Here is a 16,401-nt window from a genome sequence, read left to right as displayed (position 1 = left end):
ACCGGCGTCTGCCGGTCGCGGGAGGGATCAGGCTTCGGCGATGCCGGTGACGACGATGCCGAAGCGGCGCAGCAGCAGTTCCGCCGGCTCGTCGCTTTCCAGCTTGCCGGTGCTGTAGTGGCCCGGCTTGAGGTTGGCCTCGGCCCATTCCAGCAGGTGCTCGGCGACCTCTTCGGGGCTCGGCTTGTGGGGGAACGGCAGGACTTGGCGCTCGGTGGCTTCGTCCTTGCTGTAGGTGATTGCCCAATCGCTCATGGGTAGGCTCCTTGTTTTCGCTGAGTTGGCAGGCCGGCAGGGCCCGAAGGGTAGACCGGCGCGGTCGCGCAAGGGTTGCCCTGGCGCGATGGGCGGTCCGCGTCCGACTGTCGGCCGAGGGCGGAAAACACTTATGATTCAGCCACATGCTTTGTCTGGACCGGTCCCCGATGCTGTCTGCCGTACGGCGCTACAAGTCGATGCTCTCCAGCGCCCTGGCGCGTTGTTTCCCGCGTACCACCGCCTACCTGCAGGCCGAGCGCGAGGCTCGCGAAGCCTTGTTGCAGCCGGCCAAGGCCCGCTCCAGGAAGAACGCCGCGAAGGCTCCGGCCAAGGCCGCCGGCAAGCCTGCGAAGGGCGCCGTTCGGGGGGGCCCACGCAAGCCCGCTGCCGCCTCGCGGCGCGCGCCGCAGGGAATCTATCCGGCTGCCGCACTGAAGGTCGACGAATCCCAGGAGCGCGCCATGCGCGAGCAGGTGGCGCAGGCCGTGACGCTCGGTGTGGTCAGCCCGCCGTCCGAGGAACAGTGGGCGATGATCCTCTGCCGCCAGCCGCTGGCGCGGATCTTCGCCGGTGCCGGCTCGGGCAAGTCGACCACCCTGGTCCTGCGGGTGGTGTTCATGCTCTGCCACCTGGGCGTCCAGCCGCAGCGGCTGACAGTGATTTCCTTCACCAACGCCTCCTGTGCGCAGTTGCGCGAACAATTGCTGCGGCTGCTCGCGCACTGGCAGTACCCGTTCGACGCGGCCCAGGCGCGGCAGTGCGTGCGCACTTTCCATTCGGCGCTCGGCAGCCTGGCCCGCGAGGTGCTCGGCAATCCGCGCTGGTTCGAACAACTGGACGACCGCGACCCCGCCGCCGAGCCGGACAACCCCCTTGCCGCCGGACGCCTGCGTCCGGCCCAGCAGCGCCTGCTGAAGCAGGCCTACCAGCAGTGCTACGCGGAAAGCCCGGCGTTCCGCGCCAAGATCCACAAGCTGCTGGAACTGCCGCCGCCGGCGGAGCCGGAAGAGGGCGCGCGGCGGCAGCCGAAGGCGCCGCTGGAGCCGTTCAAGCTGGCCGGCGAGTTCCAGGCGCTGCCGCTGTACGAAGCCTTCCATGCCCAGGCCGGGTTCGCCGAGAGCCTGGGCCTGCGCGTCGAACGCCTGGACAGCGGCAAGCTGGAATGCGGGTTGCGCGAGAAGATCTTCGTCGAAGCCATGGCACTGTTCTGGGCGAGGTTCCAGGCGCTGTTGCGCGAGGAGGGCCTGATGACCTTCGACGCCGCGTTCCAGCAGCTCGGCGAGCGGATGGCCGGCGGGGCCCTGGCGGAAACGGCGCTGGCGCCGTTCACCCATCTGCTGATCGACGAGTTCCAGGATGTCTCGCCGCAGATCGTCCTCTGGCTACAGGCGTTGCACCGTCGCCTGGCGACCCAGGGCACCGCGCCGAGCCTGATGGCCATCGGCGACGACTGGCAGTCGATCTACGGCTGGCGCGGCAGTTCGCCGGAGCTGTTCATCGACTTCGACCGGCACTTCCCCTCGCGTGGGCGGGGACGCAAGAGCGCGCTGCTGGTGCTGGAAACCAACTACCGCTCCGTCGAACCGATCATTCGCGACGGCGAGAAGGTGCTGGCCGGGGTGCGTTTCAAGCAGGACAAGACCTGCCGCGCGTTCCGCCCGATCCAGCCGGGCGACCATGGCGTGAAGCTGGTGCAGCGTTTCGACCTGCGTGCGCAACTGCCGAAGCTACTGGCGGAAATCCGCGCCCAGTGCGAGCACGCCGCCGCTCGCGAGAGCAGCGAGCGCACCGCGGTGCTGTTGCTGAGCCGGCGCAACGAGCCGTTGCAGGCGATCCAGGCGGAGTTGGATCGCGCGCTGCCGGTGAAGGGCATGACCATCCATCGCGCCAAGGGCCTCCAGGCCGAAGTGGCGATCGTCGTCGACGACTGCCTGCCGGGCGAGAAGCATCCGTTGCGCAACGCGCTGTACGCGGCTTCGGGTTTCTTCCGCAACAGCTACGACCAGGCCATGGAGGACGAAAGCCTGCGCCTGGCCTACGTGGCGATCACCCGTGGCGTCAGCCGGGTGCTCTGGTACACGCGCAAGGCCCAGGGCGCCACGGCCCTGTTGGCCCGACGCTGAGGACGACCGTCTCGGCGGGCTACGCCTGGCGCTGCATCCAGGCGCTGAATGCGCGCAGGCGCTCGATGAACACCGCCGGGTCGGTGACCTGGTCGTCCAGCACGGCCTTGAAATATTCCAGGGCCGGCGCCTGTCCGGGGTGCCGCGCGCGAAACAGCGCCAGGTAATGCTCCAGGGTCTCCGGCCAGACGCTCTCCGTCTCCCCGCGAAGGATGTCGCTGGAGCGGATCAGCTTCTTCGCCGCTTCTCGTTGCAGGCGGCGGCGCTCCTCCTCCGAGGACGCGCTTTCCAGGCGTCGCGCATAGTCTTCCAGCACCTGCGCATAGTCGCCGTTGAGGGCCAGGGCGATGGCTTTCGCCGGACGCAAGGGCGGCAGGTCGCTGGCCAGGTCTTCGCCCCACAGGCAGCGGCAGCGGTGCTTGAGCCAATAGCCCCAGCTATCGCGGTTGGCCGGATCGCGGGCCTGGTCCAGGTGGCCGATATCGAAATCGATCTTGCTGACTTCCGGGTGGCGCGCCTGCAATGCCAGGCGCGCGGTTTCCAGTTGCGCGGTCAGTTCGGGGCTGGGCGGGTCGCGCAGGACCAGGGTCAGGTCGAGGTCGGAGCGCCCCGTGATGGCCTCGCCGCGGGCGACGCTGCCGTACAGGTAGATGCTGTGCACGGCCCGCTCGAACGGAGGCCGGGCCAGGGTTCGGCGCAGGTCGTCGAGCAGGGGGCGAAAGGCCGCCTGCGGTTCGACGCGTGGCGGCAAGGGGATGAAGCCATCGGGCATGTCCATGCCGACAGCCTAGCGACACGCCGCCCGCGCGTCGATCAGCCTGCGTTGCGGAACAGCAGCGCCTTGAGGCCCGCCGCGGGGTCGACATCGGGGAACTCCGGCGGATTCTCCAGGCGTTCGACGAAGTGCAGCGACGGCGCCTCGCGGACGGTTTCCTCGAGGAGGAAGTCGGGGCCGATGGCCGGGTCGTTGATACAGGCCAGCAGGGTGCCGCCGGGCACCAGCAGTTCCGGCAGGCGGCGGAGAATCCTGCGGTAGTCCTGGGTCAGGACGAAGCTGCCTTTCTGGAAGCTCGGCGGATCGACGATCACCAGGTCGTACGGGCCGAGCTTGCGCAGCTTGCCCCAGGACTTGAACAGTTCGTGGCCGAGGAAGCTCACCCGGCCGAGGTCGTGGCCGTTCAGGCGGTGATTGTCGCGGCCGCGGTTGAGCGGGCCGCGGGCCATGTCCAGGTTGACCACCTGGCTGGCGCCGCCGGCAATGGCCGCCACCGAGAAGCCGCAGGTGTAGGCGAACAGGTTGAGCACGCGGCGGCCGGCGGCCTGCTCCTGCACCCAGCGGCGGCCCAGGCGCATGTCGAGGAACAGCCCGGTGTTCTGGTTGCGCCCCAGGTCGAGGCGGAAGCGCAGTCCGTTTTCCACGATGTCCCAGGTTTCCAGCGGCTCGCCCGAAAGCCATTCGCAGGCGCTGTCTGGGCGGTAGCGGTGCTGCAGGACCAGGTGCCGGCCCTGGCTCGCAGCCCAGGCCGGCGCCGTGGTCAGTTGCCCCAGGGTCCGGCGCAAGGCCTGCAGTTCCTCCGGCTGCGGCTCCTTGAACAGAGTCACCAGCAGGACGCCCTGCAGCCAGTCCGCGGTCAATTGTTCCAGGCCCGGCCAGCAGCGGCCGCGACCATGGAACAGACGGCGGGTCTCCGCCGGCGCCGGGGACAGCGCGGCGAGCAGGTGCTGGAGGAGGGTATCGAGGGCTTCGCGATTCATGGCGGTTCGGCGTTGAAAAAGGGGCGGATTCTACCCGTTGCGTGACGGCCAGTCCGCCCCTTCGCTTCAATCGGGCGTCGCGGGCGCAGGCGCGGCGCTGGCCGGGCCGCCATCCTGGATCATCAGCAGGCTCTGCGGCGAGGACAGCGCGATGCCTTCGCTGCGCAAGCGGTCGAGGATGGTGAAGAGCAGGTCGCTGCGCGCGCCGGCCACCGAACGCGGGCTGTTGACGAAGCCGCTGGCGTTGAGCACCAGGCCGTTGCTGGCGAGATCCTTGAACGTCACCGAGGGCGCCGGTGCGTCGAGGATCGCCGGGTGTTCGGCGAAGGCCTGCAGGAGCAGTTCGCGGACCTTCATCGCGTCGGTGTCCAGCGGCAGGGTCAGGTTCACCCCGACCACCCCGAGGGCATTGCCCATGGTCACGTTGCGCACGGTCTGGGAGATGAACTGCGAGTTCGGCACGATCACCGTGGAGCGGTCGCCCATCTGGATCTCGGTGGCGCGCACGTTGATCCGCCGGATATCGCCCTCCACCCCGCCCAGGCTGACCCAGTCGCCGACCTTCACCGGCCGCTCGGTCAGCAGGATCAGGCCGGAAATGAAGTTCTGCACGATGGCCTGCAGGCCGAAGCCGATGCCTACCGAGAGGGCGCTGACCACCCAGGTCAGGCTGGTCAGGTTGATGCGCAGGGTGGACATCACCAGCATCGCCAGGAGCACGAAGCCGAGGTAGCCGACCAGGGTCACCAGCGAGGCGCGCATGCCGGCGTCCATGTTGGTTTCCGGCAGCAACCGCTCGCTCAGCCAGCGCTTGACGATGCGCAGGGCGAACAGGCCGCCGACGAACAGCAGCAGGGCGACCAGGATGTCCTGCGGGACGATGTTCAGGTTGCCCAGGGTCTTGCTGCTTTCGCCCAGTTGGGCGAAGCCCTGCAGCAGTTCGCTGGGGCTCGAGCCGACCGGAAGGAAGGCCAGCAGCAGCGCGGTGAGCAGCAGCAGGGTGCGGCCGACCCCGGCCAGCACCGTGCTGGCCTGGGCCTGGTGGCGCGGCGACAGGCCGAGCGCATTGGCCAGCGCCAGGCCGCTGGGATGCTTGGGCGAGAGCAGGGTTTCGCAGATGTCGCCGAAGAAAGCGATCAGCAGGTAGGTGGTGGCCGCGATCACGCTGATCCACAGCAGCTTGCCGGTGAGGAAGTAGGCCAGCGACAGGTAGCCGGTGAACAGGGCGAGGAGGATCGCCGCGATCCATACCGAGGCGACGAAGGGGATCAGCCCGGCGATCCCGCCTGGCCGCTCCAGGTCGTGCTTGCGCCGCACATGGTGGTAGCGCAGCAGGGCGGCGGCGAAGATCAGCGCGGTGACCAGCGCGGTCAGGCCGTTGAGGGCGACGGTCAGGGCCAGGCTGGTGCCGGTGACGCTGTTGATCCGTTCCTCGGTGGCCACCAGCATCAGCGCCACCGCGAGGATCGCCGGGAACGGGCCGAGGGCGCTGGCGATCCTGTCCGGGATCGCCGGCAGCCGCCAGGATGGTCGCGGCAGCATCAGCAGGGCGCGGCCGAGGCCGGCGATGAAGGCGCAGAAGGTCGCCAGGCTCACCAGTTGATCGGTCAGGCTGGCCATGTCGGGGCTCAGGCTGGCGTTGCTTTCCAGGCCCCAGCGCATCAGCGACACCGCGCCGACGATGGTCAGGATGGTCGCCAGCCCGACCGCCAGGGCCAGGGCGCTGCGCCGCAGGCGGCCTTCCGGCAGCCAGCGGATCATCGCCCAGGTAAGCATGCGCTCCAGCAGGCGGCGGCCGAAGCTCCAGACCAGCACGGTGGCCAGCAGGGTTCCGGCGAAGGCCCAGCGGTGTCCGGGCGCGATGGCGCTGTCGAAGGCGACCAGGGCCTCCGCCTTCAGCTTGTCCAGCCGGCGCAGGTCGTCGTCGGTGGGACGGATCAGGGTCGACCAGAAGCTCGGGCTGAACGGTGTCGCCGCGCGGCTGCTGATCTGCGAGTTGAACAGGCTGCGGCGCAGGTTGACGATCTGTGCCGCCAGGTCGCGGGACGACTGGCCGAGCTGGGTGGCCTGGCGTTCGTCATCGAGCAGGGCGTTCTTCTGCCGGGTCAGGGCCTGGCGCTGGGCGGCGAGGCTTTCCGCCTCGTCGGGCTGCGGCGGGCCGATCACTTTCAACTGATCGTCGAGCCGCTCGATGTCGGCCACCCGCAGCGCGAGCAGGGCGTCGGCCTGGCGCTGGACTTGCAGCGCGCTCTGGCGCAACTCGGCGAGGAGGTCGTCGCTGGCGTCGGCGGTGACGCGCTGGCGGATCAGGTCGAGTTGCGCGTTGAGCTGGTCGAGGCTGGCGTCCTCGGCCAGGGCGGGCGGCGCTTCCAGGTCGACGGCCGCCTGCGGAGCCGGCCTGGCGGCCCAGGCCTCGCTGCCCAGGCTCAGGAGCAGGCCCAGGGCCATGGCGAACTGGCAGAGCAACATATGCAGGCTGGCGCGCCTCATCGAATCCCCCTTTCGATCCTGACTGGCTCAAGCAGTATGGACCGGCGCGGGCGCCGAGTAATTCCCCGAGTCGATAATCGCCATGCGGCGCTAAAGGGACATGGATTCTGGCCATATCGATCCCTTTTTGGCCGCCGCCGCCGTTTTGCCGCGACCGCGCGCTGGGCAGAATCCCTCCACCAAGAACAAGAAACCTGCGAGGTCTCTCCATGCTGAGCGTCTACAGCGACGATCATCGTCTGCACTTCGGCCAGTCGGAACTGGTCGACGGCAAGCTGCAACCCTGTTTCGAAATGCCCAGCCGGGCCGACACCGTGCTGGCCCGGGTGAAGTCGCAGAACCTTGGCGAGGTGATCGCGCCGAAGGATTTCGGCCGCGAGCCGCTGCTGCGCATCCACGACGCCGCCTACCTGGACTTCCTCCAGGGCGCCTGGGCCCGCTGGACCGCCGAAGGCCACAGCGGCGACCTGGTGTCCACCACCTTCCCCGGCCGCCGCCTGCGCCGCGACGGGCCGATCCCCACGGCGCTGATGGGCGAGCTGGGCTACTACAGCTTCGACACCGAGGCGCCGATCACCGCCGGCACCTGGCAGGCCATCTACAGCTCCGCCCAGGTCGCGCTGACCGCCCAGGAGCATATGCGCCAGGGCGCCCGCAGCGCCTTCGCCCTCTGCCGTCCGCCGGGCCATCACGCCGGTGGCGACTTCATGGGCGGCTACTGCTTCCTCAACAATGCCGCCATCGCCACCCAGGCGTTCCTCGACCAGGGTGCCCGGCGCGTGGCGATCCTTGATGTCGACTATCACCATGGCAACGGCACCCAGGACATTTTCTACCGCCGCGACGATGTTCTGTTCGCCTCGATCCATGGCGATCCGCGGGTCGAATACCCGTACTTCCTCGGCTACGCAGACGAGCGCGGCGAAGGCGCCGGCGAGGGCTGCAACCACAACTATCCGCTGGCCCATGGCAGCGGCTGGGACCTCTGGTCGGCGGCGCTCGACGACGCCTGCGTGCGGATCGCCGGCTACGCCCCGGATGCCCTGGTGATTTCCCTTGGCGTGGACACCTACAAGGAAGACCCGATCTCCCAGTTCAGGCTGGATTCGCCGGACTACCTGCGGATGGGCGAGCGCATCGCCCGGCTGGGCCTGCCGACCCTGTTCATCATGGAAGGCGGCTATGCGGTGGAAGCCATCGGCATCAACGCGGTCAACGTGCTGCAGGGCTACGAAGGCGCGGCCCGCTGAGGAGCGAAGCATGCAATCGACTCGCAAGCTGCTGGCCGGCCTCGCGCTGGCCGTTTCCGCCGGGCTGGTCCAGGCCGCGCCGGAAGTACGGATCTACAACTGGTTCGACTACATCGCCCCGGACACCCTGAAGAACTTCCAGGCGCAGACCGGCATCGCGCCGAAGTACGACGTCTACGACAGCAACGAGGTGCTGGAGGCCAAGCTGCTGTCCGGGCATTCCGGCTACGACCTGGTGGTGCCCAGCGACAGCTTCCTGCCTAACTACCTGAAGGCCGAGGTGTTCCAGCCGCTGGACAAGAGCAAGCTGCCGAACTGGAAGAACCTCAACCCGGCCCTGCTCAAGGTGCTCGCCGGCAAGGACCCCGGCAACCGCTACGTGATGCCCTACATGTGGGGCACCAACGGCATCGCCTACAACCTCGACAAGGTCCGCGCGGTGCTCGGCGACGATGCGCCGCTGGACTCCTGGGACCTGGTGTTCAAGCCGGAGAACCTGGCGAAGCTGCAACAGTGCGGCGTGGCCTTCCTCGACTCGCCCACCGAGGTGATCCCCGAGGTGCTGCACTATCTCGGCCTGTCGCCCAACAGCCACCAACCGGAAGACTACCGCCGAGCCGAGGAGCACCTGGCGAAGCTGCGCCCGTACATCACCTACTTCAGTTCCTCGAAGTTCGTCAGCGACCTGGCCAACGGCAACGTCTGCGTGGCCATCGCCTGGTCCGGCGGAGCGATGCAGGCGGCCAACCGGGCCAGGGAAGCGAAGAACGGCATACGCATCGAGTACCGCATCCCGAAGGAGGGCGCCGCGGCCTGGTTCGACGTGCTGGCGATCCCGCGCGACGCGAAGAACGTCGAGCAGGCGCACGCCTTCCTCGACTATCTGCTGCGCCCGGAGGTGGTGGCGCCGATCTCCGACTACGTGGCCTACGCCAACCCGAACAAGGCGGCGGACGGCTTGATCTCGGCGGAGTTGCGCGACAACCCGAACGTCTACCCGCCGGAAGAAGTGCAGGCCAGGCTGTATTCGGTGGAGATGCTGCCGCCGAAGCTGGAGCGACTGCGCACGCGGACCTGGAGCAAGATCAAGACCGGCAAATGAGCGGCCGCGGCCAGATGGCGGGTTCGCAGGACGCATAGCGCCACAGGCGCTATGCGTCACGCCCCGCAGGCCAGGCGAGCGGGCCGGAACCGCCGCCCACGGCCCGCTGGAGGTCGCTTCCAGGCTTCGACCGGGCGCGCCGGCTTGTCCATAATGGCGCTGCCCGACGGTCGCCGCTGGCGGCCGCTTCCTTCCATGCCTGCCTGTGAGTCCGCCATGCGTAAGTCCGCCGATGCCTTCGCCTTCCAGACCATGCTGTTGCTCTGCGTGATCTGGGGCATCCAGCAGGTGACCATCAAGTGGGCGGCGACGGACATCGCGCCGGTGATGCAGGCGGCCATCCGTTCCGGCATCGCCGCCGCCCTGGTCGGCCTGCTGATGTGCTGGCGCGGCGGCTGGGAGGGCTTGCGCCAGGGCACCCTGGGCGCCGGCCTGCTGACCGGCACGCTGTTCGCCCTGGAGTTCCTGTTCATCGCCCTCGGCCTGCAATACACCACGGCTTCGCACATGTCGGTGTTCCTCTATACCGCGCCGATCTTCTCTGCCCTCGGGCTGCACTTCCTGCTTCCCAGCGAACGCCTGCGGCCCTTGCAGTGGCTGGGCGTGGCGGTGTGCTTCAGCGGCATCGCGGTGGCCTTCGGCGGAGGCCTGTCGTGGGCGGAAATGGATGGGCGGATGCTGCTCGGTGACGCCTTCGGCCTGCTCGCCGGGATGTCCTGGGGCGCGACCACGGTGGCAGTGCGCGGCACCCGGCTGTCCGAGGCACCGCCAAGCCTGACGCTGTTCTACCAATTGTTCGTGGCATGCGCCGGGTTATTGCTGATCGCTCTTTTCAGCGGCCAGTTCGGCGAGGTCCGCTGGACCCCGGTGAGCACCGCCAGCGTGCTGTTCCAGGGCGTGGTGGTGTCGTTCGCCAGCTACTTCTGCTGGTTCTGGCTACTGCGTCGCTACCTGGCGAACAACCTGGCGATCTTCTCCTTCATGACCCCCCTGTTCGGCGTCACCTTCGGTGTATTGCTGCTGGGCGAGCCGCTCAGCCTGAACTTCGTCGCCGGCGCGGCGCTGGTCCTCGCCGGCATCACCCTGGTCAGCGGCGAGCAGTGGCTGCGACGCCTGCTGCGACGCTGAGCGAGTGCGGCCGGCGCAACAGCAGGCCGGCGAAGACCAGGCCGAGCCCGGCGAGCGCCAGCGCCGGTTGCAGGCCGCCGGCGAAATGCGTGCTGAGCGCCGCCAGCAGCGGGCCGAGCAACTGGCCGAGGGCGAAACCGGTGGTCAGTTGGCCGGCGTTGCGCTGCGGCGTATGCGGCGCCAGTTCGCGGGCGTATTGCATCACCAGTTGCATGCCGGCGAGGAACGGCAGGCCGGTCAGCACTACCCCCAGGGCCAGTCCGCCGATCCCCGGCAGCAGGCAGGCGAGCACGCCGAGGGCCTGTAGCCAGAGCGCGCCGACCAGCCAGCGGCGGGTGCCGTCCGGGCGCTGCCGGCGCAGGCTGATCAGCACTACCCCGGTGGCCGAGGCCAGGCCGAAGCAGGGCCAGAACAGGTCGGCCTGCCATTGCCCGTGGAAACGCGCCGCGGCCATCTGCGAGAGAAAGGTGGCCGGGATGATGTAGCCGAGGCCGACCAGTCCGTAGGCCCAGGTCAGGCGGCCGAGGCCGGCGTTCTCGCTTGCCGTGGCAGGCGCGTCGTGGCCGGCGCTGCGTGCGGCCGGGCGCGGCAGCAGCGGCAGGAGCATGAGGATCAGGACCAGCGCGAGGTCGGCGAAGAGCTTCCAGATGAACACCGAGTCCTGGCCCAGGGCGTTGCCCAATGCCGCCAGCAGGCCGGTGACCATCACCCCGATGCCGGGGCCGGCGAACACCAGCGCGCCCAGCCGGGCCCGACCGCTTTCCGCGGCGAGGCGCTGGCTGAGGGCGGTGACCATGATCAGTACCCAGGCGCTGGCCACGCCAAGACCGAAGCGCAGCAGCGCGTGCGGCCAGAAGCCCTCGGCCCAGACCGAGGCCAGGGTCAGGCCGAAGCAGGCCCATAGCCCGACCAGCAGGCGTAAGCGCGCCTGCCGCGCTTCGCGGGCGAACAGCGCGTCCAGCGCGCCGACCAGGTAGCCGAGGTAGTTGGCGGCGGCCAGCAGGCCGGCGCCGGTCAGGTCGAGCTGGCCTTCGCGGATCAGGTGCGGCAGTTGCGGGGTCAGGGAGAAGCGTCCGACCCCCATGGCGACCACCAGCGCCAGCAGGCAGGCGAGCAGGCCGACCAGCGGCGAACGAAGAAAATCACGGGACATGTGCGGATTCCTGCCGGGGGATGAATGGCGGCAGGTTAGGTCTTGCGGCAATTCTGTAAAAATGAATAATCGTGAATTACTTGTTCTGTTTTGGAGAATTAACCGTGGAGTTCGGCCAGTTGAGGATCTTCCAGGCGGTCGCCGAGGAAGGCTCCATCGCCCGCGCCGCCGAGCGCCTGCACCGGGTGCCGTCGAACCTGTCGACGCGCCTGCGGCAACTGGAGGAACAGCTTGGCGTCGACCTGTTCCTCCGCGAACGCCAGCGCCTGCAACTGTCGCCGGCCGGCAAGGTCCTGCTGGACTACGCCGCGCGGCTGTTCGCCCTGCAAGAGGAGGCGCGCGCGGCGGTGCAGGGGGGCGAACCGGTGGGCGACTTCGCCCTCGGCTCGATGTACAGCACCGCGGCGATCCACCTGCCGCCGCGCCTGGCGGAATACCACCGGCGCTATCCGGCGGTGAACCTGCAATTGCAGACCGCGCCCAGCGGCGAGCTGGTCGAGTCGCTGCTGGGCGGGCGCCTGGATGCCGTGCTGGTGGACGGCCCGCTGGACTTCGACGGTCTGGAGGGCCTGCCGATGTTCGAGGAGCGCATGGTGCTGGTCACCGAGAATGGCCACCCGCCGGTGCGCGGTCCCGAGGACGTGGCCGGCAGCGCGGTGATCGCCTTCCGCCCGCGCTGCTCCTATCGCCTGCTGCTGGAGTCCTGGTTCGCCAGCGCGCGGGTGAGCATGGGCCGGGTGATGGAGATCGAGTCCTACCACAGCATGCTGGCCTGCGTGGTGGCCGGCGGCGGGGTGGCGCTGATGCCGGTGTCGATGCTGCAAAGCCTGCCGGGGCGGGAGTCGGTGGCGGTGCATGCGCTGGCCGAACCGTTCGCCCGGGCGAATACCTGGCTGGTCTGGCGCAAGGGCATGGTCGGCGCCAACCTGAAGGCCTGGATCGGTCTCCTGCAAGGGCGGGAATCGGCGTTGGCTTGATTCAGGTCAGGGTCCGGGGCCGGTTTCCCGCAGTAAAGTTGTTTCCAAGGACGGAGTGGAACGTGCGGAGAGTGGGACGCCGGTCTACTCTTTCCTAGGGCGACCTGACTTGTCAGGTCGCCCGATTCTTCTTCCCTTGGACAAGGGGCCTGTCATGAAACTCTGGCTGCAAAACCTGGCGTGGCAACTCGGTGTCGCCCTTGGCCTGATCGAGCCCCCGCGCATGCAACCCATCCCGGTGGAAAACGACGAGCAACGCCGGCGCCTCGCCGCGCGGCAACGTCGCTGAGCCGGTTCCCCGACGCTCTGGCCTCCGCCTGCGGCGCTGGCCAGAGTCCCGGTTTTGGTCTATCGATCGTGGTTCCTGAACCAGGCGACGATCATTTCCCTCAAACGCTCCCCGGAAAAGCTCGCGAAATGCCCGCCATGCACGGTGCGCACCGGTAGCTCGCGCAGGCGCGCGAGGCTGGCGGCATAGTCGTCGAGGTTGGAATGATAGGCGTCCTCGACCAGCGGACCGTCGTAGACGATGTCGCCGGAAAACAGCGTCTGTGTTGCCGCTTCCCACAGGCTGATGCCGCCCGGCGAGTGCCCGGGCGTGTGCAGCACTTGCAGCACGCGGTCGCCGAGATCGAGCACGTCGCCTTCGTCGATCAGTCGGGTCGCCGGCGCTGCTCGCACCCGGTATTCGGCGTAGCACAGCGGGCACTCCGGATGCGCCTCGAACATCTCGTCGCCGACATAGGCGCGCGCCAGGGTGTTGTCGCCGTCCGGCGCGGCGAGGATCTCCGCCTCGGCCGGATGCGCCAGGCGCTCGGCGAATTCGTGGTGGCCGGCGATATGGTCGAAGTGGGTGTGGCTGGCCACCGCCAGCAGCGGTCGTTCGGTGAGCCAGGGCAGTTGCTCGCGCAGGCTGACCAGACCGGAGCCGCTGTCCACCAGCACGTCGCGCTCGCGGCCCTGGACATGCCACATGTTGCAGCGATAGAAGGGGCGCACGTAGGGCTCGTGGATCAGGCTGATACCGTTGTAGAAGTGCCGGGTTTCGAACCAGCGGTCGCGGCTGACGATTCTCATCGCGGTCTCTGTCGGTGGAAAGGCTATCCCAGAAGGATAGGCGTTCAGGGTATGACCTTGCCCGGGTTGAACAGCCCGCTGGGGTCGAGCAGTTCCTTGATCTGCGCCATCAGCGCGAGCTTCAGCGGATCGGCGTAGCGTCCCAGGGCTTCCTTCTTCTCCAGGCCGATGCCGTGCTCGGCGGAGATCACGCCAGCGCATTCGCCCAACTCGCCGTAGAGGATTTCCTCCACCGCCTGGTGCAGCGGCAGCAGCGGGACGTCGGCGGCGAGCATGACGTGCAGGTTGCCGTCGAGGAAATGGCCGAAGAGGAAGACCTGCATGCCCTTCACCAGGTCGTCCAGGCGCCGCCGGATGCGCTCGACGTAGCCGGCCAGGGCCGGCACCGGCAGCGATACGTCGAAGGACAGGCTGTCGACGCCGGCGTGGATGGCCGCGTCGGAGTCTTCGCGCAGGCGCCAGATGGCCAGGCGCTGGGTTTCGTTGGCGGCGAGCAGGGCGTCTTCCACCAGCCCGTCCTCGAAGCAGTCTTCCAGCAGGGCGGTGAGCGCCTCGCCGGCATCCAGGTGGCGGTCCTCGGCCAGTTCCACCAGCAGGTAGAGAGGGCAGGGCGCCAGGCTCGGCGCGCTGTCGCCCATGGGTGCGGCGGTGCATTGCAGGTAGTCGTGCCAGAGGATCTCGCAGGCGAACAGGCGTTCGGCGTGCTCGCGGCGCAGGCGCGCGGCGATGGTGATCGCCGCGTCGACGTCGGGCAGGCCTAGCAGGGCGGTGGCGCCGGGACGCTGCAACGGCTCCAGGCGCAGTACCGCACGGGTGACGATGCCGAGGGTGCCTTCGGCGCCGATGAACAACTGCTTGAGGTCGTAGCCGGTGGTGTTCTTCAGCAGCCCGCGCAGGTCGCTGTAGACGCTGCCGTCGGCGAGTACCGCTTCCAGGCCGAGCACGCGCTGGCGCATGGTGCCGAAGCGGAAGGCGCGGATGCCGCCGGCGTTGGTCGCGACCAGCCCGCCGACGCTGGCGCTGCCGCGCGCGGCGAGATCGATGCCGGGGTCGAGTCCGGCCTCGGCGGCCAGCGCCTGGGCCTGTTCGAGGGTGACGCCGGCGTCGAGGTCGAGGGTCTGGCTGGCCGCATCCAGCCGATGTATGCGGTTCAGCCTGCGCAGCGAGAGCAGCACGTCGCCGGCTTGTGCGGCGCCGCCGCCGACCAGGCCGGTGAGTCCGCCCTGGGGTACCAGGGCGCGTCCCGCCTGGCGGCACAGACGCACCACGGCGGCGACCTGGTCGGTGCTTTCCGGCAGGACCAGGAAGCTTCCGGCGAGGTTCTGCGGATGGTAGCCGGGGTCCTGCCCGGCGAGCGCGGCACTGTCGCGCACGCCACGGGCGCCGAGGATCTCGCAGAGGGAGCGGTAGAGTTCGGAATCGTCCATGGCGGGCTCCGGGTCAGGGATGGAAGGGCGCGGCTTGCAGCACCTCGACGATCAGCGGACGGTCCGCCGGGGCGCCGCGCAGCAGTTCGCGCAGGTGTTCGAGATCGCGCGCGCGTTCGGCGGCGCAGCCGAAGCCGCGGGCGATGGCGAGGAAGTCCGGGGTGTAGATATCGACCCCGAGCGGAGTGATCTCGCGCCGCTCCATGTAGCGCTTGATCTCGCCATAGCCGTGGTTGTTCCACAGCAGCACGACGATGCCGACCTTGGCTTCCACCGCGCTGGCCAGTTCCGGCAGGGTGAACTGCAGGCCGCCATCGCCCATCAGGCTGACCACCGGGCGTCCCGGCTCACCGAGCTTGGCGCCGATGGCGGCGGGCAGGCCATAGCCGAGGGTGCCGTAGCCGGTGGAGGCGTTGAACCAGCGGCGCGGCTCGTCGAGATCGACCAGGTGGTTGCCGCTGTAGACGGTCTGGGTCGAATCGCCGACGAAGCGGGCGTCCGGCCACTCGGCCAGGATCGCGGCGAACAGCTGGCGATAGTGCGACCAGCCGGCGAAGTCTTCGGCCAGGCGCTGGCGCACGGCGGCGGCGCGCCGGGCCCCGGGGCTGTCCGGCGAGGCCTCGCCGCCCGGCAGTTCGGCCAGCAGCACGCGCATGGCCAGCCGGGCGTCGCTGTGGATGGCCAGGCTCGGCGTGTAGTTGCGCATCAGTTGCTGCGGGTCGATGTCGATGCGGATCAACTCGCCATCGAGGGCGAAGCCGCCGTCGAACACCACGTCGTAGTCGGTTTCGCCCAGCTCGGTGCCGATGGCCAGCACCACGTCGGCCTCGGCGGCCAGCTCGCGTACCGGCACGCAGGACTGGTTGCTGCCCAGCAGCAGCGGGTGGTCGGCCGGTAGCAGGCCCTTGGCGTTGATCGTCAGGGCGGTCGGCGCGTCCAGCGCGGCGGCCAGGGCACGCGCTTCGGCGGCGGCCTCGACGCAGCCGCCGCCGAGCAGCAGCAGTGGCTTCTTCGCGTTGCGCAGGCGCGCCGCGGCCTCGCGCAAGGGCGCGAGGGCCGGCGCCGGGCGGCTGGTGACGGTGCGTGGGCGCAGGGCCAGGTGTTCGGCGGGCGCGGTGATGACGTCGAGCGGCAGCTCGATGTGCACCGGCCGCGGCCGCTCGCTGTCGAACACGGCGAAGGCGCGGGCGAGCACCGCCGGCAGCTCCTCGGCGCTCATCAGGGTATGGCTGAAGGCGCAGACGTTGCCTACCAGGTTGCGCTGGTTCGGCAGCTCGTGCAGGTAGCCGTTGCCGTGGGCCAGGCGCGCGCGTTCGTTGACGCTGGAGATCACCAGCATCGGAATCGAGTCGGCGTAGGCCTGGGCCATGGCGGTGAGGATGTTGGTCATCCCCGGGCCGGTGATGATGAAGCACACGCCGGGCTTGCCGGTGACCCGTGCGTAGCCGTCCGCCATGAAGCCGGCGCCCTGCTCGTGGCGCGGGGTGACATGGCGGATACGGCTGCCGGGCAGGCCGCGATAGAGCTCTACGGTATGCACGCCGGGGATGCCGAAGACGGTCTCGACGCCCCAGGCTTCGAGTTGCTTGACGAGGAATTCGCCGCAGGTGGTCATGGCCGTTCCTTTTTCATGTTCTCGGGAATGGAAAAGGCGAGGGAAA

Annotated in this window: 14 protein-coding genes; 6 read left to right on the top strand and 8 right to left on the bottom strand. The window is 69.0% G+C overall.

Going from position 1 to position 16,401, the window contains the following annotated elements; genetic code table 11:
* Nucleotides 1-27: 27 nt before the first annotated feature.
* On the bottom strand, nt 28-255 hold the full coding sequence (locus tag HMPREF2716_RS18300) for a hypothetical protein (protein WP_003082927.1): 228 nt from the start codon (nt 253-255) through the stop codon (nt 28-30).
* Nucleotides 256-425: 170 nt separating this feature from the next.
* Here HMPREF2716_RS18300 and HMPREF2716_RS18295 point away from each other — a divergent pair, with 170 nt between their 5' ends.
* Nucleotides 426-2,381, top strand: coding sequence for a UvrD-helicase domain-containing protein (locus HMPREF2716_RS18295; RefSeq protein ID WP_023084457.1), 1,956 nt, complete (start codon nt 426-428; stop codon nt 2,379-2,381).
* Between the two features lie 19 nt (nt 2,382-2,400).
* Here HMPREF2716_RS18295 and HMPREF2716_RS18290 read toward each other — a convergent pair whose 3' ends face one another.
* From HMPREF2716_RS18290 to HMPREF2716_RS18280, 3 genes are all read right to left on the bottom strand, one after another.
* Nucleotides 2,401-3,159, bottom strand: coding sequence for a nucleotidyltransferase domain-containing protein (locus HMPREF2716_RS18290; RefSeq protein ID WP_019371969.1), 759 nt, complete (start codon nt 3,157-3,159; stop codon nt 2,401-2,403).
* Between the two features lie 35 nt (nt 3,160-3,194).
* A complete protein-coding gene (locus tag HMPREF2716_RS18285; RefSeq protein WP_023518521.1) occupies nt 3,195-4,136 on the bottom strand; it encodes a class I SAM-dependent methyltransferase in 942 nt (313 codons plus the stop codon).
* Between the two features lie 66 nt (nt 4,137-4,202).
* Entirely contained in the window at nt 4,203-6,626 is a 2,424-nt protein-coding gene (locus tag HMPREF2716_RS18280) for a DUF3772 domain-containing protein (RefSeq protein ID WP_003105416.1), read from the bottom strand.
* A 209-nt stretch (nt 6,627-6,835) separates the two neighbouring features.
* Here HMPREF2716_RS18280 and aphA point away from each other — a divergent pair, with 209 nt between their 5' ends.
* The 3 genes from aphA to HMPREF2716_RS18265 all read left to right on the top strand — a co-directional run bounded on the left by aphA (nt 6,836) and on the right by HMPREF2716_RS18265 (nt 10,106).
* On the top strand, nt 6,836-7,876 hold the full coding sequence (aphA, locus tag HMPREF2716_RS18275; RefSeq protein WP_003105417.1) for an acetylpolyamine amidohydrolase AphA: 1,041 nt from the start codon (nt 6,836-6,838) through the stop codon (nt 7,874-7,876).
* Nucleotides 7,877-7,886: 10 nt separating this feature from the next.
* Nucleotides 7,887-8,978, top strand: coding sequence for an extracellular solute-binding protein (locus HMPREF2716_RS18270; protein WP_003082943.1), 1,092 nt, complete (start codon nt 7,887-7,889; stop codon nt 8,976-8,978).
* Between the two features lie 216 nt (nt 8,979-9,194).
* Complete coding sequence (locus tag HMPREF2716_RS18265; RefSeq protein ID WP_023084456.1) at nt 9,195-10,106, top strand: DMT family transporter; 912 nt, start codon at nt 9,195-9,197, stop codon at nt 10,104-10,106.
* On the opposite strand, the gene HMPREF2716_RS18260 is transcribed toward HMPREF2716_RS18265, so the two are convergent.
* Nucleotides 10,066-11,259 carry an MFS transporter gene (locus tag HMPREF2716_RS18260; protein ID WP_003105421.1) on the bottom strand — a complete coding sequence of 398 codons (1,194 nt, stop codon included), beginning with the start codon at nt 11,257-11,259 and terminating at the stop codon, nt 10,066-10,068. The genes HMPREF2716_RS18265 and HMPREF2716_RS18260 overlap by 41 nt on opposite strands.
* 104 nt (nt 11,260-11,363) lie before the next feature.
* Between HMPREF2716_RS18260 and HMPREF2716_RS18255 the strand changes: the two genes are divergently transcribed.
* Nucleotides 11,364-12,236 (top strand): putrescine utilization regulator PtrR, encoded by an 873-nt coding sequence (locus tag HMPREF2716_RS18255; RefSeq protein WP_003082949.1) that lies wholly within the window; start codon nt 11,364-11,366, stop codon nt 12,234-12,236.
* 154 nt (nt 12,237-12,390) lie between these two features.
* The gene (locus HMPREF2716_RS29870; protein WP_003087006.1) at nt 12,391-12,525 is read left to right on the top strand and encodes a PA1414 family protein; all 135 of its coding nucleotides are present in this window, start codon (nt 12,391-12,393) and stop codon (nt 12,523-12,525) included.
* Between the two features lie 59 nt (nt 12,526-12,584).
* On the opposite strand, the gene HMPREF2716_RS18250 is transcribed toward HMPREF2716_RS29870, so the two are convergent.
* The 3 genes from HMPREF2716_RS18250 to HMPREF2716_RS18240 are packed head-to-tail and all read right to left on the bottom strand — an operon-like array spanning nt 12,585 to nt 16,355.
* Entirely contained in the window at nt 12,585-13,313 is a 729-nt protein-coding gene (locus HMPREF2716_RS18250) for an MBL fold metallo-hydrolase (RefSeq protein WP_003082954.1), read from the bottom strand.
* A 44-nt stretch (nt 13,314-13,357) separates the two neighbouring features.
* Nucleotides 13,358-14,740: an FAD-binding oxidoreductase gene (locus tag HMPREF2716_RS18245; protein ID WP_003122954.1), complete on the bottom strand. Its 1,383-nt coding sequence runs from the start codon at nt 14,738-14,740 to the stop codon at nt 13,358-13,360.
* A 13-nt stretch (nt 14,741-14,753) separates the two neighbouring features.
* The gene (locus HMPREF2716_RS18240; RefSeq protein ID WP_004348902.1) at nt 14,754-16,355 is read right to left on the bottom strand and encodes a 5-guanidino-2-oxopentanoate decarboxylase; all 1,602 of its coding nucleotides are present in this window, start codon (nt 16,353-16,355) and stop codon (nt 14,754-14,756) included.
* Nucleotides 16,356-16,401: the final 46 nt, after the last annotated feature.

The organism is Pseudomonas sp. HMSC076A11, from assembly GCF_001810205.1.
Taxonomy (GTDB): Bacteria; Pseudomonadota; Gammaproteobacteria; order Pseudomonadales; family Pseudomonadaceae; genus Pseudomonas; species Pseudomonas aeruginosa.
This window is presented reverse-complemented; position numbering and strand designations above follow the sequence as displayed.

What these genes read in the sequence shown, in the direction of transcription:
- aphA (WP_003105417.1), top strand. Translation starts at nt 6,836, where the DNA reads ATGCTGAGCGTCTACAGCGACGATCATCGTCTGCACTTCGGCCAGTCG.
- HMPREF2716_RS18270 (WP_003082943.1), top strand. Translation starts at nt 7,887, where the DNA reads ATGCAATCGACTCGCAAGCTGCTGGCCGGCCTCGCGCTGGCCGTTTCC.
- HMPREF2716_RS18295 (WP_023084457.1), top strand. Translation starts at nt 426, where the DNA reads ATGCTGTCTGCCGTACGGCGCTACAAGTCGATGCTCTCCAGCGCCCTG.
- HMPREF2716_RS18250 (WP_003082954.1), bottom strand. Translation starts at nt 13,313, where the DNA reads ATGAGAATCGTCAGCCGCGACCGCTGGTTCGAAACCCGGCACTTCTAC.
- HMPREF2716_RS18300 (WP_003082927.1), bottom strand. Translation starts at nt 255, where the DNA reads ATGAGCGATTGGGCAATCACCTACAGCAAGGACGAAGCCACCGAGCGC.
- HMPREF2716_RS18290 (WP_019371969.1), bottom strand. Translation starts at nt 3,159, where the DNA reads ATGGACATGCCCGATGGCTTCATCCCCTTGCCGCCACGCGTCGAACCG.
- HMPREF2716_RS29870 (WP_003087006.1), top strand. Translation starts at nt 12,391, where the DNA reads ATGAAACTCTGGCTGCAAAACCTGGCGTGGCAACTCGGTGTCGCCCTT.
- HMPREF2716_RS18285 (WP_023518521.1), bottom strand. Translation starts at nt 4,136, where the DNA reads ATGAATCGCGAAGCCCTCGATACCCTCCTCCAGCACCTGCTCGCCGCG.
- HMPREF2716_RS18260 (WP_003105421.1), bottom strand. Translation starts at nt 11,259, where the DNA reads ATGTCCCGTGATTTTCTTCGTTCGCCGCTGGTCGGCCTGCTCGCCTGC.
- HMPREF2716_RS18280 (WP_003105416.1), bottom strand. Translation starts at nt 6,626, where the DNA reads ATGAGGCGCGCCAGCCTGCATATGTTGCTCTGCCAGTTCGCCATGGCC.
- HMPREF2716_RS18240 (WP_004348902.1), bottom strand. Translation starts at nt 16,355, where the DNA reads ATGACCACCTGCGGCGAATTCCTCGTCAAGCAACTCGAAGCCTGGGGC.
- HMPREF2716_RS18265 (WP_023084456.1), top strand. Translation starts at nt 9,195, where the DNA reads ATGCGTAAGTCCGCCGATGCCTTCGCCTTCCAGACCATGCTGTTGCTC.
- HMPREF2716_RS18245 (WP_003122954.1), bottom strand. Translation starts at nt 14,740, where the DNA reads ATGGACGATTCCGAACTCTACCGCTCCCTCTGCGAGATCCTCGGCGCC.